15 protein-coding genes are annotated in these 15,108 nt (G+C 59.9%); 5 read left to right on the top strand and 10 right to left on the bottom strand.

Annotated features, from left to right (window positions below; all coding sequences use genetic code 11):
• Positions 1–64: 64 nt before the first annotated feature.
• The 3 genes from AC1DWM_RS18765 to AC1DWM_RS18755 are packed head-to-tail and all read right to left on the bottom strand — an operon-like array spanning position 65 to position 2,027.
• A complete protein-coding gene (locus AC1DWM_RS18765) occupies positions 65–739 on the bottom strand; it encodes an anti-sigma factor (protein WP_477795847.1) in 675 nt (224 codons plus the stop codon).
• On the bottom strand, positions 736–1,380 hold the full coding sequence (locus AC1DWM_RS18760; protein WP_223515768.1) for a sigma-70 family RNA polymerase sigma factor: 645 nt from the start codon (positions 1,378–1,380) through the stop codon (positions 736–738). The genes AC1DWM_RS18765 and AC1DWM_RS18760 overlap by 4 nt, the downstream gene beginning before the upstream one ends.
• Positions 1,381–1,436: 56 nt before the next feature.
• Positions 1,437–2,027: a fasciclin domain-containing protein gene (locus AC1DWM_RS18755; protein WP_477795846.1), complete on the bottom strand. Its 591-nt coding sequence runs from the start codon at positions 2,025–2,027 to the stop codon at positions 1,437–1,439.
• Positions 2,028–2,242: 215 nt separating this feature from the next.
• On the opposite strand from AC1DWM_RS18755, the gene AC1DWM_RS18750 reads away from it, so the two are divergent.
• Complete coding sequence (locus AC1DWM_RS18750) at positions 2,243–2,797, top strand: DUF2780 domain-containing protein (RefSeq protein WP_223515762.1); 555 nt, start codon at positions 2,243–2,245, stop codon at positions 2,795–2,797.
• 7 nt (positions 2,798–2,804) lie between these two features.
• Here the strand turns inward: AC1DWM_RS18750 and AC1DWM_RS18745 are convergent, their stop codons facing one another.
• Positions 2,805–3,686, bottom strand: a complete 882-nt coding sequence (locus AC1DWM_RS18745) for an acyltransferase (RefSeq protein WP_477795845.1) — start codon at positions 3,684–3,686, stop codon at positions 2,805–2,807.
• A 311-nt stretch (positions 3,687–3,997) separates the two neighbouring features.
• Between AC1DWM_RS18745 and rloA2 the strand changes: the two genes are divergently transcribed.
• The 4 genes from rloA2 (at position 3,998) to creD (ending at position 8,182) form a co-directional block, all read left to right on the top strand.
• The gene (rloA2, locus tag AC1DWM_RS18740) at positions 3,998–4,504 is read left to right on the top strand and encodes a retropepsin-like aspartic peptidase RloA2 (RefSeq protein ID WP_223515756.1); all 507 of its coding nucleotides are present in this window, start codon (positions 3,998–4,000) and stop codon (positions 4,502–4,504) included.
• A 59-nt stretch (positions 4,505–4,563) separates the two neighbouring features.
• The gene (creB, locus tag AC1DWM_RS18735) at positions 4,564–5,244 is read left to right on the top strand and encodes a two-component system response regulator CreB (RefSeq protein WP_477795844.1); all 681 of its coding nucleotides are present in this window, start codon (positions 4,564–4,566) and stop codon (positions 5,242–5,244) included.
• Positions 5,244–6,662: a two-component system sensor histidine kinase CreC gene (gene creC / locus AC1DWM_RS18730; RefSeq protein ID WP_477795843.1), complete on the top strand. Its 1,419-nt coding sequence runs from the start codon at positions 5,244–5,246 to the stop codon at positions 6,660–6,662. The genes creB and creC overlap by 1 nt, the downstream gene beginning before the upstream one ends.
• Positions 6,663–6,811: 149 nt before the next feature.
• On the top strand, positions 6,812–8,182 hold the full coding sequence (creD, locus tag AC1DWM_RS18725; protein ID WP_223515748.1) for a cell envelope integrity protein CreD: 1,371 nt from the start codon (positions 6,812–6,814) through the stop codon (positions 8,180–8,182).
• A gap of 211 nt (positions 8,183–8,393) precedes the next feature.
• On the opposite strand, the gene AC1DWM_RS18720 is transcribed toward creD, so the two are convergent.
• From AC1DWM_RS18720 to AC1DWM_RS18695, 6 genes are all read right to left on the bottom strand, one after another.
• Positions 8,394–9,023 carry a glutathione S-transferase gene (locus tag AC1DWM_RS18720; RefSeq protein ID WP_223515745.1) on the bottom strand — a complete coding sequence of 210 codons (630 nt, stop codon included), beginning with the start codon at positions 9,021–9,023 and terminating at the stop codon, positions 8,394–8,396.
• A gap of 168 nt (positions 9,024–9,191) precedes the next feature.
• Positions 9,192–9,371: a hypothetical protein gene (locus AC1DWM_RS18715; protein WP_007947719.1), complete on the bottom strand. Its 180-nt coding sequence runs from the start codon at positions 9,369–9,371 to the stop codon at positions 9,192–9,194.
• Positions 9,368–10,498 (bottom strand): PepSY-associated TM helix domain-containing protein, encoded by a 1,131-nt coding sequence (locus AC1DWM_RS18710; RefSeq protein ID WP_477795842.1) that lies wholly within the window; start codon positions 10,496–10,498, stop codon positions 9,368–9,370. Before AC1DWM_RS18710 ends, AC1DWM_RS18715 begins: the two co-directional genes overlap by 4 nt.
• A gap of 73 nt (positions 10,499–10,571) precedes the next feature.
• On the bottom strand, positions 10,572–12,998 hold the full coding sequence (locus AC1DWM_RS18705; RefSeq protein ID WP_223515740.1) for a TonB-dependent siderophore receptor: 2,427 nt from the start codon (positions 12,996–12,998) through the stop codon (positions 10,572–10,574).
• Positions 12,999–13,235: 237 nt separating this feature from the next.
• On the bottom strand, positions 13,236–14,207 hold the full coding sequence (locus AC1DWM_RS18700; protein WP_223515737.1) for a FecR domain-containing protein: 972 nt from the start codon (positions 14,205–14,207) through the stop codon (positions 13,236–13,238).
• A complete protein-coding gene (locus AC1DWM_RS18695; RefSeq protein ID WP_223515734.1) occupies positions 14,204–14,722 on the bottom strand; it encodes an RNA polymerase sigma factor in 519 nt (172 codons plus the stop codon). Before AC1DWM_RS18695 ends, AC1DWM_RS18700 begins: the two co-directional genes overlap by 4 nt.
• Between the last annotated feature and the right edge of the window lie 386 nt (positions 14,723–15,108).

The following is a 15,108-nucleotide window of genomic DNA, read 5'->3' as shown; positions in this document are numbered from 1 at the left end:
TTTGGTGTGTTGATCGTTCCCACGCTGCTGATCGTTTCCACGTAAAGCGTGGGAACGATCACACTTAGAGGGCTGCCAACGCACCTTGGTACAGAACTGGCCCGGTCGGTTGCCCGGTCGGCGAGCCGCCCTTCGGTTCAAGACTCACCGCCAGCGCTATCGGTTTGCCAATCAACGCTTTCTGCGCGTCGTTCAACTCAACCTTGCCTTTGCCGCCCGCCGGGAGCAGGCCAAGAGATATCGGTTTGCCATCTGCCGCAATGGCCCACAACTCCAGGCTTTGCCCCGGATCAATCGCCGCAAGGGTCAACGGTTCGACGTTCAGGTAATCCTCGTGCGCTTCGACCTTCAGCGCTGGCTGCGCGTTGGCGGTCATCAATGTGGCGCTGTAACGCGCATTGTCACGGTTGTAAATCACACCCAGGGTCACGGCGATCACCAGCGAACACACCGCTGCCGTTACTCGCAACCAGTTCCAGAATTGCCGTTTTTCCGGAACATGCAGCACTTGCGGCTCGATCCGTGCGGTAATCCCGTGCCACACCCGCTCCGGCACCGGTTGCTCCGGCAGGGCTTCCGTCAGGCTGGCCAAACTTTCCTGCCACTGCGCCAGTTCTGCACGCAACGCCGCGTCTTCCAGCAATAACTGCTCAAAACGCCGGCGCGCGGCAGAAGACATCAGGCCTATGGCGTAATCGGCAGCAAGCGCACGGCGCAGGGACGGGGTTTGATAGTTCATGATTCAAGGCACCTGCGCAGGCGTTCCATGCCACGGCGGATCCACGATTTGACCGAGCCCAGCGGCGCGGCCAGGTGCTGGGCCAGTTCCGAGCAGGACAAACCTTGAAAGTAAGCCACGGTGATCGACTGGCGTTGCATGCCTTCGAGCGTTTCCAGGCAACGGTTCAAGGCGTTGGCTTCGCGGGCGCTGGTCAATTGTTCGTGGGCCGAGGGGCTTTCATCCACCAGCGCCTGCTCTTGCAGGTCAGTCAGCGGCCGATCGCGGTGCTTGCGTAACTGGTCGATGGCCTGGTGTCGCGTGATGTTGATCATCCACGTCAGCGGTGCCGACAGGTGCGCGTCATAGCGCGAGGCGTTGTTCCAGATGCGCACAAAGCTTTCCTGCAGCACTTCTTCAGCCAGATCCGGACGCCCCATGAAGCGCAGGGCCACACCGTGCAAGCGTGGGCCGACGCTGCGGTAAAGCGTCTCGAAAGCGCGGCGGTCACCCAGTGAACACTGGGCTAACAGCTGCCTGAGTTGATCGATGTCGGCGGTGGAAATAGCAGTTCTCCAGACAATCGAGGGACCGGCGGCGGGCTGCGTGCGGGACCGGTTGCAGGCAGAGGTTAGTTCACTGCGCTCGGTTGTTCCATTCACGGCCGGACACCTCGAAAAAAACCGCCGACCCCGATGGGCGGGGCCGGCGGTACGACTCAGCTTTTCGGCATCAGCACTTTGTCGATGACCTGAATCACCCCGTTGGACTGGTATACGTCATAGGTGGTGATGTCGGCGACGTCACCTTTTTCATCCTTGATGGTGATGTTGTGCGGGCCGTTCATCGTCGCCCAGAGCTTGCCGCCGGCAACGGTGGTGAGCTCGGTCTTGCCGCCACCGGCCTTGATCTTCTCGGCCAGGGTCATCATGTCGAGCTTGCCGGCGACCACGTGGTAGGTCAGGAGTTTGCTCAATGCTGCTTTGTTTTCAGGTTTGAGCAACGTATCGACCGTCCCGGCGGGCAGGGCCGTGAAGGCCGAGTTGACTGGGGCGAACACGGTAAACGGGCCTTTGCCCTTTAGGGTGTCCACTAAGCCTGCGGCTTTCACGGCGGCGACCAGGGTGGTGTGGTCGGCGGAGTTCACCGCGTTATCGATGATGTCCTTGCTCGGCATCATGCTTTGGCCGCCGACGATGACAGCGTGGCTCGTGTCTGCCGCTTGCACGGTGTTCAGGACGAGTCCGCCACCAAGGGCAAGGGTCAGCAGGCTGGCAATCAACGGCGTTTTGATCGATGTGCATTTCATGGTGATGATCCTCGTGAAGGGAATCGGCCAGGATTGTCTGTCCGTGCTTGATATACGCGGGCGGGGCCAGACTGGATGCAGCGCCGGTACATTCTTTTTCGACTGTTCGTCAGGGGCTCGCCAAGGCTTGGAACAATCCCCTGGGATGCCAGTCCAACACATAGTTTTTCGCCGCCCATAGCCGGGCGGTTTTCATGGCACATGAGGATGTCTGGATGAAGATTTCACGCGGTTTTGCACTGGCTTCGCTGATGTGTCTGGCGGCCAGTCCGGTCTTTGCTCAGTTCAGCCTGTTCGATGCGGCCAATGCCATCTCCGGCATGCAGGGCGATAACGCAGCCACCGCGGACGCGCCGACCCCGCAGACGGCCGACCTGCTGAGTGCGCTGACCCAATTGAACGTGACGCCACAACAAGCCGTTGGCGGCGCCGGGGCGATGCTTGGGTTGGCCAAAAATCAATTGAGTTCGACCGATTACTCGGAGTTGGCCAAAAGCGTACCGGGAATCGACATTTTGTCGGGCGGTGGTGAGCTGGGCGCCCTCGCCGGTTTGCTCGGTTCGTCCGGCAAAGCCGCCGGTCTGGACAACGCCCTGGGCAATGTGAAGAACACCAACGACCTGAGCAACGCATTCAGCGCATTGGGAATGGACAGTGGAATGATCGGCCTGTTTACCCCGGTGCTTCTGCAATTCCTCGGTCAGCAAGGCGTTGGCGGTTCGTTGCTGGAAAGCCTGGGCGGAATCTGGGGCGCCGGCACCGGCATTTGATTCAACGTCACTCGGCGCGCAATGCGTCGATCTGTCGATCCTTTTCGATCCAGAGCTGGTTGACCCAGTTCTGGATTTTTTCGCGAAACAGCGGATCGTTTTCATAATCGCCCTGCCACAGCGCGGGGTCGAGTTCGCGGGTCTTGATGTCGATGATGACCTTCGGCACGTTGCCGCTGATCAAGTCCCAGAACCCCGGAATCGTCTGCTGCGGATACACCACCGTCACATCGAGCACGGCGTCCAACTGTTCGCCCATCGCCGCCAGCACGAACGCCACACCGCCGGCCTTGGGCCGAAGCAGGTGAGTGAAGGGTGATTGCTGCTGGGCGCTTTTCGTGGCGGTGTAGCGTGTGCCTTCCAGGTAATTGACCACCGTCACTGGCTGACGCTTGTACAACTCGCACGCCGCTTTGGTGATCTCCAGATCCTTGCCTGCCAGCTCCGGATGCTTGGCCAGGAAGGCCTTGGTGTAGCGCTTCATGAACGGGTAATCCAGCGCCCACCATGCCAGCCCAAGGAACGGCACCCAGATCAGCTCTTTCTTGAGGAAGAACTTGAAAAACGACGTCCGGCGATTCAAGGCCTGGATCAACGCCGGGATATCAACCCAGGATTGATGGTTGCTGATCACCAGATAAGACGTATCGACGCGCAGGTCAGCGCCACCACGGATGTCCCACCGGGTAGGGATGCAGAGCCGAAAGATCAGCTTGTCGATCTCGGCCCAGGTCTCGGCGACCCACATCACCGCCGATGAGGCGTCATCGCGAAAGCGACCGGGCAGGACCAGTTTGAACAGGGCAAACACCATCAGCGGCCCGATCAGGATCAGGGTGTTGAGCAACAGCAGCAGGGTAACGAAACAGCCGGTGAGCAGGCGGCGCATAAGTAACTCTTGGGATCATTTGGGCGCGCCATGATAAGCAGCTTGGGGTGGGAGGCCAAATCGGGGGTGACGAATGTTTCACCTTTGGACCGATATGCTTGAGTGAAATTGGACTGGTCAAGCTGTTGTGGTGATTGATCGGGCCTCTTCGCGGGCAAGCCCGCTCCTACAGGGTTTGTGTCGTTCACAAACTTTGTGTACTCCCAATCCACCGTGGGAGCGAGCCTGCTCGCGATGCGATCTCAGGAACGAACGAATTGCTCGCTGGCGGTCTAAAATCCCGCTGCCCACTCCTTATGGATGCCCATTACGTGAAATCGATCCTCGCACTGCTTTCCCTGGTGGCCCTGCCGGTCCTGGCCGCCGAGCCGACCCTGTATGGGCGTTACGAATACATCGCGCTGCCGGAAATCGGCGGCGAAGTCCTCAAGGCCAAGATGGACACCGGTGCCCTGACCGCGTCGCTGTCGGCCAAGGACATCGAAACCTTCACCCGCAACGGCGAAGAATGGGTGCGTTTCCGCCTTGCCACCAAGGGCGCCAGCAACAAGGTCTACGAACACAAGGTCGCGCGGATCAGCAAGATCAAGACCCGCTCCGAAGAAGATGAGGATGACGCGGACGTGGTCGCACCCACCAAGCGCCCGGTGGTTGACCTGGAACTGTGCCTGGGCAACGTCAAGCGCACCGTCGAGGTCAACCTGACCGACCGCAGCAGCTTCAACTACCCTTTGTTGATCGGCGCCAAAGCCTTGCGTGAATTCGGCGCGGCGGTGAACCCGGCGCGACGTTTCACGGCAGACAAACCCGACTGCTGATTGACGGCGAATCAGCCTTGGGGCACCGTTCGCCCACTTAACTGCCGGGCCAGGACGCCATGCCTCATATCTTGATTGTCGAAGACGAAGCGGCGATTGCCGACACTCTGATTTTCGCGTTGCAGGGTGAAGGCTTCACCACGACCTGGCTGAGCCTTGGCGCGGCAGCGCTGGACCATCAGCGCGCCACGCCGGCCGATTTGATCATTCTCGACATTGGTCTACCGGATATCAGCGGTTTTGAAACCTGCAAACAATTGCGCCGTTTCAGCGAAGTGCCGGTGATTTTCCTCAGTGCCCGCGATGCTGAAATCGATCGTGTGGTGGGCCTGGAAATCGGCGCCGACGATTACGTGGTCAAGCCGTTCAGCCCACGGGAAGTGGCCGCCCGGGTCCGGGCCATTCTCAAACGCATGGCGCCAAGGACTGTCGCCGAATCCTCATCGGGGTTGTTTCGGATCGACAGTGATCGGGTGCAAATCAACTATCGCGGTCAAGCGCTGAGCCTGACCCGTCACGAGTTCCGCCTGTTGCAATGTCTGCTGGAACAACCCGAGCGGGTGTTCAGCCGCGAGCAGTTGCTGGATGCGCTGGGCATCGCCGCCGATGCCGGTTACGAGCGCAGCATCGACAGCCACATCAAGAGCGTGCGCGCCAAATTGCGTCTGGTGCGGGCGGACGCCGAGCCGATCCAGACCCATCGCGGCCTCGGTTACAGCTACAGCCCGGGGCACAGCTGATGCCGCTGGGGATCCGAATTTTCCTGGTCTACGTGCTGTTCATCGGCCTGACCGGTTACTTCGTGCTCAACACCGTGATGGAAGAAATCCGCCCGGGCGTTCGCCAGTCCACCGAAGAAACCCTGGTCGACACTGCCAACCTGATGGCCGAGGTCCTGCGCGACGACTTCAAGGCCGGCACCCTCAATCAGAATCGCTGGCCGCAATTGCTCAAAGCCTACGGCGAGCGACAACCCAAGGCGAGCATCTGGGGGTTGCCGAAGAATCAGGTCAATCACCGCATCTACGTCACCGACGCCAAAGGCCTCGTGGTGCTGGATTCCAGCGGCGTGGCGGTGGGGCAGGATTACTCGCGCTGGAACGATGTCTACCTGACCCTGCGCGGGGAATACGGCGCACGCTCCACGCGCAACGATCCGAACGATACGAACTCCTCGGTGATGCACGTTGGCGCACCTATTCGCGACAACGGCCAGATCATCGGCGTGGTGACTGTGGCCAAGCCCAACAGCTCGTTGCAGCCTTACGTCGATCGCACCGAGCGCCGATTGCTGGCTTATGGCGCCGGGCTGATTGGTCTCGGCCTGTTGTTCGGCGCGTTGTTGTCGTGGTGGCTGAGCGCGGCGCTACGACGGTTGACTGCTTATGCACAAGCGGTGAGTGCAGGCCAACGGGTTGAAGTTCCGCACTATCGCGGCGGTGAACTGGAGCAACTGGCGACAGCGGTCGAGCAGATGCGCACGCAGCTCGAAGGCAAAGCCTACGTCGAGCGCTATGTGCACACGCTGACCCATGAGTTGAAGAGCCCGTTGGCGGCGATTCGCGGGGCGGCAGAATTGCTGCAAGGCGAGATGCCGGTGGCGCAGCAGCAGCGGTTCGTCAGCAATATCGACAGTGAAAGTGTGCGCATGCAGCAGTTGATTGAGCGGCTGCTGAATCTGGCTCAAGTCGAACAACGTCAAGGCCTGGAGGAGCGGGTGGCGGTGCCGTTGACCGGGTTGGTGGATGAATTGTTGAAGGCTCAGGCGGCGCGGATTGAAGGCAAGCAGTTGCGCATTGAAAAACGGATTCCAGCGGATCTGGCGATAACCGGGGAGCCGTTTCTGTTGCGTCAGGCGCTGGGGAATTTGTTGGAGAATGCGCTGGATTTCACCCCGTTCCAGGGTGTGCTGCGTTTTAGCGCCGAGCGAATGGGGGAGCAGATTGAGTTCAAACTGTTCAACCAGGCCGAGGCGATTCCCGACTATGCACTGCCGCGCTTGAGCGAACGTTTTTACTCGCTGCCGCGCCCCGACAATGGCCGCAAAAGCACCGGGTTGGGGCTTAATTTTGTGGAGGAAGTGGTCAAGCTGCATGGCGGTTCGTTGAGCATTGGCAATGTCGAAGGCGGTGTTGAAGTGAGGTTGTGCCTGGCTTAGGACCGAGTCGCGGCTATCGCGAGCAGGTCGAATCGTCGCACCGTCGCTCCCACAGGGGCCGGCCCAGTCTCCACATAATCTCCATATTCCCCCCATAAATTCCCCACACAGCCATTCCAGACTCTCTCTATCCAAACAGGGAGAGTCCCATGAACCGCAGCCTGACCCTAAAACTCGGGGCCATAGCCCTTCTGATTCTGTTGTTACTGATCCCGCTGTTGATGATCAACGGCATCATCCAGGAGCGTCAGCAACTGCGCGACGGTGTGCTGGAAGACATCGCCCGCAGTTCCAGTTTCAGCCAGCAACTGAGCGGACCGCTGATGGTGGTGCCGTATCGCAAAGTGGTGCGCACCTGGAAGCTCAACCAGAAAACCAACGAGCGCTACCAGGACATCGGTGAAGAACGCGGTCGCTTGTACTTCCTGCCAGAGCGCTTCGAACTCGATGGTCAGATCCAGACAGAACTGCGCTCGCGCGGCATTTACGAGGCACGCCTGTTCCACGCGGAAAACCACATCAGCGGGCATTTCTCGGTGCCGGCGCAACTGGGCATCAAGGAAGACTTCGCTGATTACCAGTTCGACCAGCCGTTTTTAGCAGTTGGCATCAGCGACATTCGCGGCATTGAAAACGCATTAAAGCTGGACCTGAACGGCCAGATTCTGGACTTCGTTCCGGGCAGCCAGGTGGGCTGGCTGGGTGAAGGTGTACACGTGACGCTGCCAGCGCTGGACGCAAAAAAAACCACGGAGCTGGCCTTCGGTTTTGACCTGCGTTTGCAGGGCACCGGTCAGTTGCAGATTCTGCCGGTGGGCAAAACCAGCAAGGTGTCGTTGATCGCCAACTGGCCTCATCCAAGCTTCATCGGCAATTACCTGCCGGCCCAGCGTGAAGTTAACGATCAAGGTTTCACCGCCAATTGGCAGACCTCGTTCTTCTCCACCAACCTTCAAGAAGCGCTGAGCAGTTGCGTGTCCGGCGATGGTTGCGAGGCGTACAACGGGCGCAGCTTCGGCGTGAGCTTCATCGACCCGGTTGACCAGTACCTCAAGAGTGATCGTGCGATCAAATATGCCTTGCTGTTCATCGTCCTGACGTTCGCAGGCTTCTTCCTGTTCGAAGTGCTGAAAAGCCTGGCGGTGCACCCGGTGCAGTACGCGTTGGTTGGCGTGGCCTTGGCGTTTTTTTATCTGTTGCTGCTGTCGCTGTCCGAACACATCGGTTTTGCCCTGGCGTATTTGTTGTCGTCCGCTGGCTGCGTGTTGTTGATCGGGTTCTATGTCTGCCATGTGCTGCACAGCGTGCGGCATGGCTTGAGTTTTTCGGCGGGGTTGGCGGCCTTGTACGGCTTGCTCTACGGCTTGCTGAGTGCCGAGGATTACGCACTGCTGATGGGCTCGTTGTTGCTGTTCGGCTTGCTCGGGGTGTTTATGGTGCTGACCCGTAAGCTGGACTGGTACGGGATCGGGCAGAAGAGCGCCAAGCCGATGGAGTTTGATCTGGGGGCAGTGGAATGAGCCGGTCGTTGGGGTTGAGGGAGGATCAGCGGGAAGGGGAGGTTTTGGCGACGCTGATTTTTGAGCTGTTTCCATTAGATCAGATGTGGTCCATTCGCGAGCAGGCTCGCTCCCACAGGGGATCTCCAGTGAGCACAAAATCTGTGCACACCAACGATCAAACTGTGGGAGCGAGCCTGCTCGCGAAGAGGCCGGTACAGCCGACGTCAATCTAAACCTTGGGCATCGTCGCCAACATCGAAGGACGCTGACTCACCTCGAAATACCACGTCGCTAATTGCGGATTCGCCTCGCGCCACTCCAGATCCGGATGGCGCAAGTCGATGTAACCCAACGCACAGGCAACGCTGATCGCCGCGACATCGAAATGGCTGGTCAGCTCGGCAATCGCGTCTTTTTCCAGCAGCGCCAACCCACGACGAATCTTGTCGCGCTGGGCGTCCAGCCATTCGTCCCAATGCTTCTGCGGGTCGCGCAGGACCATTTCATAACGAACCATCACCGAAGCGTCCATGATCCCGTCGGCCAGCGAGGCCAGGGTCAGGCGCCGCCAGCGCGCAGAACCTTCGCGCGGGATCAGCGGGTTGCCGACGTGCTGATGATCGAGGTAATCGAGGATCACCCGGCTGTCATGGATGACGTTGCCGTCGGCCAGGCGCAGGGCGGGGATTTTGCCCAGCGGGTTGTCTTCGTTGAGCGACTGATCGGGGCTGACCGGCGTGAGCACACAGTCTTGCAGCGCCACGCGGCCGGTCTGACCGGTCTCGTGCAGCAACACCATGACTTTACGAACGAAGGGCGATAAAGCGTTGTGGTACAGGGTCATGCTGGGGGCGGACATGGCAACGTCTCGGTCGGTGGCAGTGTCGGGCAGCATAGCGCGTTGACCCGATAGCTCAAGGTCGAACCCTGTAGGAGTGAGACCGGCTTGCCGGCGATAGCGGTGAAACAGGCAACAACAATGTTGACTGTGACGGCCTCATCGCGAGCAGGCTCGCTCCTACACAGTTCAGCGGCGTTGCAGCAGGCCGCGCAGGGCGAAGAAGGCGGGAACGCCTAGACCAAGCCAGCTCAAGGCGTCCCACACGCCATCACCCAGCAGCGCCGCGAATAACCCGGCGGCGCTGAGCAAGGCGATAACCGTGGGCGTGCCGAAGACCTTCCAGAAGTTCGATTGCCTTGGCTTCATGCTTGAGCCTCGGCGTGTTCGAGCACAGGTTTTGCCGCTTTGCGCCGCACCACCCACAGGTAAACCCCACTGCCGAGCACAATGATGGTCAGCACATCGAGGGTCCCCCAGAGGATCTTCATTGGCATGCCGCCATAATCGCCGAAGTGCAGTGGCTGCGACATGCCCATGGCGTCCATGTACCACGGCCGTTCCGCCACGGCGGTGACTTGCAGGGTGCTGGCGTCGATCAGCACCGGAGTCAGCAAGTGCGAAGTCAGGTGGGTGCTGCCTTTCATGAACACTGCGTAATGGTGCTCGCTGGAAAACCGCGTGCCGGGGAAGGCGATGAAGTCAGGCGTCATGTCTGGAGCAACCTCCCTGGCGATGTCGAGCAGGCGGGTCGTCGGTGCGATGTGCGTCAGCGGTGGCGCGTCGCGGTACGGCGCGACCATCGCGTTCAGGCTGTCGTTGCGCCAGGCAGCAATCAGCAGGTCGGCGCAGGCGCTGATGACGCCTGTCACGCCGACGACCAGGGCCCAGGTCAGTGTGACCACACCGATCAGGTTATGCAGATCAAGCCAGCGCAGGCGGGTGGATTTGTCTTGGCGTACCGTGGCGAACTTCAAGCGGCGCATGAACGGCAAATACAGCACCGCCCCGGAAATGATGGCGACCACAAACATCAGCCCCATGAACGCCAGCAGCAATTTGCCCGGCAGACCGGCAAACATGTCCACATGCAGGCGCAGCATGACCATCATGAAACCGCCATTGGCCGATGGCATTTCCACGGCTTCGCCGGTGCGGGCGTCGAGCATGAAGGTGTGCGACGAGTTTGGTTCGGTGCCGGCGGTAGCCGCCATGATTGTTACGGCACCATTGGGCTCATCGTCTTCAAAACCGAAATACTGCATGACCTCACCGGGACGATGCTTTTCAGCCGCCAGCACCAGCTGCTGCAAATCGAGCATTGGCGTGTCCGCCGGCATTTGCTTCAACTCGGCGGCATCGCCCAGCAGGTGGTCGATCTCGTGGTGGAAGATCAACGGCAACCCGGTCAGTGCCAGCATCAGCAGGAAAACCGTGCAGATCAGGCTGGTCCAGGTGTGGACAAAGGACCAGCGGCGAATTGTTTTACTTTTCATTTCCAGGCCTTCAGAAATACCAAAGCCGCCCGGAATAGGGCGGCCTGGTTTTGGGGCATGTCAGGTCAAACGATTACCACTTGTAGCTTGCACTGGCGACGACGCTGCGCAGGTCGCCGTAGTAGCAGTAGAAACCGTCACAAGTGGAGATGTAGTCCTTGTTGAGCAGGTTGGTGGCGTTCAAAGCCAGGGATGCGCCTTTCAGGCTGTTGTCCAGACGACCGAGGTCGTAATGAACAGCGGCGTCGAACACGGTGTAGGCATCTGCCTTGCCCAGCTCGGTGTTGGCCTGATCGCCGTAGGTATTGCCGGTGTAGCGAGCGCCGGCACCTACGCCGAAGCCGTCCAGTACGCCGTTGTGCCAGGTGTAGTCAGCCCACAGCGACGCCTGTTGGTTAGGCATCAGTTGCAGGCGATTGCCCTTGAATTCGCCATCTTGTACTTCGGATTTGGCCAGGGTGTACGCCGCGATGAGCTTGAGGTTTTCGTTGACGTCGGAAACGGCTTCCAGCTCCAGGCCTTTGACTTTGACTTCGCCGGTCTGGCTGGTGATCGACGTGCCGCCAACGTTGGTGGTGACCGAAACGTTTTTCTGGGTCAGGTCGTAGATTGCGGCAGTCAGCAGGGTGTTGCTGCCGGGTGGTTGGTATTTGATGCCCAGCTCCCACTGATTGCCTTTGGTGGGTTTGAACGATTCGGTGGCCGAGGCCGAAGCGCCGGTCGTGGGCTGGAAGGACTCGGCGTACGACAGGTACGGCACAAAGCCCGAGTCGAACACATAGCTGATCGCCGCGTTGCCGCTGAAGTTCTTGTCACGTTGGGTGTTGGTGGCATCGTCTTTGTTGAAGAACTTGGTGCCGGTGTGGACCCAGTCCTCACGTCCGCCGAGTGTCACGAGCCAATGGTCGAGGACCATCTGATCCTGCGCGTACAGGCCGGTCTGGTAGGTCTTCTGGTCGTAATCGTAGAACGCGGTGGAACGGTCCGGACGCTCGATTGGCAAACCGTAGATCGGGTTATTGACGTTGATCGGCGGTGCGGTGCCGAAGATGGAGAGGTAGTTGGTATTGCTGCGCTGGTGGTCGAGACCCAGCAGCACGGTGTGACGCACGTCGCCTGTCGCGAAGTCGGCCTGGAAGTTGTTATCCACGGCGAACTGGCTGATGTCTTCTTCGACGCTGGTGGTGGTGCGGCCAACGTTGCCAGCGTCATCAACCTGGGTGAACGGATACGCGCCGACGGTGATGGCCTGGAATGACAGGTCCGACTTGGTGTAACGCAGGTTCTGCTTGAACTGCCAGACGTCGTTCAGGCGATGTTCGAACGCATAGCCCAGCGCGTAATAGGTGCGGTCGTAGTATTCCCAGTCCGGATCGCCAAGGTTCTTGTTATGGGAAATGTCGCCGAACGGCATGTCGATTTTGGTGCCTTGCACCGGCAGGAACTGGCTGGTGATACCGGTATCGTCGCGGGTGAATTGCGTCAGCAAGGTGAACTGGGTGTCCGGGTCGATGTTCCAGGTCAGGCTGGGTGCGATGTTGTAGCGCTTGTTGTCGACGTGGTCGATCTGCGTGCCGCTGTCGCGCACCACACCGCTCAGGCTGTAAAGAAACTGGCCTTCGTCATCAATCTTGCCGGTGTTGGCGAAGTTGATCTGACGATAATTGTCGCTGCCGTATTGCAGATCGATCTCGTTGCTCTCTATAGCTGTTGGACGCCTGCTGACCATGTCCAGCAGGCCGCCCGGCGGGGTCTGGCCGTAAACCGAGGAGGCCGGGCCGCGCAGCACGGACAGGCGATCGAGGTTCCAGGTTTCTTGTTTCGGGTTGGCATACACGCCTTTAGGCAGTGGCAGGCCGTCGAGGAACTGGGTCGGTTCAAAACCGCGAACGCGCAGCCAGTCGGCGCGGGTGTCGCTGCCGTAGCTGCTGGCGGTGATACCGGGCATGTAGCGCACGGCGTCATCGAGGTTTTGCACATTGCGGTCGTCCATTTGGTCGCGGGTGACGACCGAAATCGAGCGCGGCACGTCGACCAGCGCTGTATCGGTCTTGGTGCCGGCGGCGGTGCGAGTGGCCAGGTAGCCTTCTACCGGGCCCCAGGCGGTTTCGGTATTGTCCACGCCGATGACGGCGGTTTCCGGCAGGGCCAGTGTGCCCTCGGGAATGGCGACCAGGCTGTAGGTGCCGGCGCTGCTTTGCTCCAGTTGCAGACCCGTGCCGCGCAAGGCTTCACGCAAGGCGCCAGCAGCGTCGAACTGACCCTGCACCGGTGCCGAGGACTTGCCTGCGGCCAGCGATGGATTCAACGACAGCGCCAGACCGGCCTGACTCGCAATCTGGTTCAGGGTGCTGGCCAACGGTGCCGCCGGCAGATTGTAGGCGCGAACGCTGGATGCTTGTTCAGCGGCGATCAGTTGGCTACTGGCCAAAGGCGTGCAAAAGGCAATGGCGACAGCCAGCAAGCTGGGGCGCAACAAGTTGTAGAGCGAACGGGGCATACAGCGGCTCCTAAATGGAAATATTTCTCAATTGCTTAGGTGCCGTACGAGAATCAAAAAGTGATAGGGCTGGATGAAAATAATTTAGATTCAGAAAATTGATGAGGCTGATGGCCTCATCGCGAGCAGGCTCGCTCCCACAGGGGTTCTCCTGCGGGCTCAAATTCTGTGTACACCTAAGATCAAACTGTGGGAGCGAGCCTGCTCGCGAAGGCGGCCGATCAGACACCGCATGACTTAAGGTTTTAGGTCAGCTTTCGCCACCGTCACCCACCACGGTGTGTACTGTTCAATCTGCACCGGCAGGGTCGGCAACAGGGTGCTCAGTGCCTTGTCGGTGTCGTGCAGCGGAAAACTGCCGGTAATGCGCAGGTCGGCAATCTCCGGTGCTACGCCTAAATACCCGCGACGATACCGAGCGAGCTCATGTACCAGATCTTCCAGGCGAGCGTTGTCGACCACCAGCATGCCGCGGGTCCAGGCGTCGGCGCCGAGGTTGAGGGCGACAACCGGCCCCAGGCCATTGCTGCGTATCAGCACTTGCTGACCTTCGTGCAGAATCTGTTCCTCGGAACTCGATTGCGGATGCGCCGCCACCGCGGACTTCAACACGCTCAGGCGCGTGCCTTGTTCCTCGCGCTTGACCAGGAAGAGCGTCCCTAGCGCTTGCATGCTGCCTTCGCGGGTTTCGACGATAAACGGCCGGGCATCGCCGTGACCGGTCTCGACGAGGATTTCGCCTTCTTGAAGGATGATCCGCCGCTGCTTCTCATCAAAACGGATGTCCACGGCGCTGTGGGTATTGAGGTTGATCAGCGTGCCATCCGCCAGGCGCAGGGCGCGCTGCTCGCCGGTGGCGGTGCGCTGGTCGGCCAGCCAGTAGTCGAGGGGCAGATAACGATCACCGGCAAACAGGGCCAGCCCGATCACCGCGACAACGCTGGCCACGCCGCTGCCCAGTTTGCGCACACGGCGGCGAATGCTTTCACGCGATTGCAGCAAAGCCGTACGGGCCGGGCCGTTGGCAACGCTGAAGCGCTGGTCGAGCATGCCCAACTGGCGCCAGGCTCGGGCATGTTCCTCGTGGGCCGCGTGCCATTGACTGAACGCTTCGCGCTCCACCGGATTGCCTGAGTCCAGGGACAATTGCCAGGCAATCGCCGCATCCAGCACCTTGGCCGATACCGGTTTGGAGCTGACCGGGTTCATACCGGCTCACCATACAACGCGATGTAGCACTGACGAATGCCCTGGGCCAGGTATTGCCGAACACGCGGCACCGAGACGCCCAGTCGCTGGGCGATTTCGGCATGACCTAGACCGTCGAGGCGGTTATAGAGAAACGCGGCCCGGGCCTTGCTCGACAGCTGACCCAGCAGGCGGTCGATGGCTTTGAGGTCCTCGAGGATCATCTGCTGCTCCTCGACCGACGGTTGTTCGCCTTCGGGGATCAGCATCAGTTCGGCGAGGTAGGCCTGTTCCAGCGCGGCGCGGCGGAAATAGTCGAACAGCAGGCCTTTGGCAATCGCCACCAGAAACGCGCGCGGCTCGCGAGGCTCTTTCAGTTCATCCCGACCCAGCAACCGCACAAAAGTGTCCTGACTCAGGTCTTCTGCACGTTGCGGGCAAGCCACGTTGCGTCGCAGCCAGGCCAATAGCCAACTGCGATGGTCGCGATATAACGCACCAACGAGCTCACGGTGGGGGCTTTGGATTGACGACACGCAACATCACCGATTGGGAAGTATTAACTAACGAGAATTGTTCGCGATTGTCGCAGAGGCGGGGACGGTACGCAATTGGCGCTGGTCGGGTGAGTGGGGGCGGTGTGCATTCAGTTCGACCTGTCATCGTTCATCGCGGGCAAGCCATGCTCCTATGTATGGACTCGCCCCCACTGTCTACCTGCTTTTCAAACACTGCTACCCGGTTGCATCTATGTATAAGGCCTATTCGAGGAAGCCATCTTTGGCTTCTGGCCAACATTGGTTGAGCTCACGGTATGCCGATTACATTCAGGCCTCGAAGGCCGGTAGGAGCGCAGGCATCAATCCGCGACGGTCTGACCTGGGGTCAATGTTTTCTAGCAGGGGTTGGAGCGCACTTGCGC

The organism is Pseudomonas sp. P4_C8, from assembly GCF_056401975.1.
Note: the sequence above shows the minus strand (reverse complement) of the source record. Positions and strands in the feature narration are given on the sequence as shown.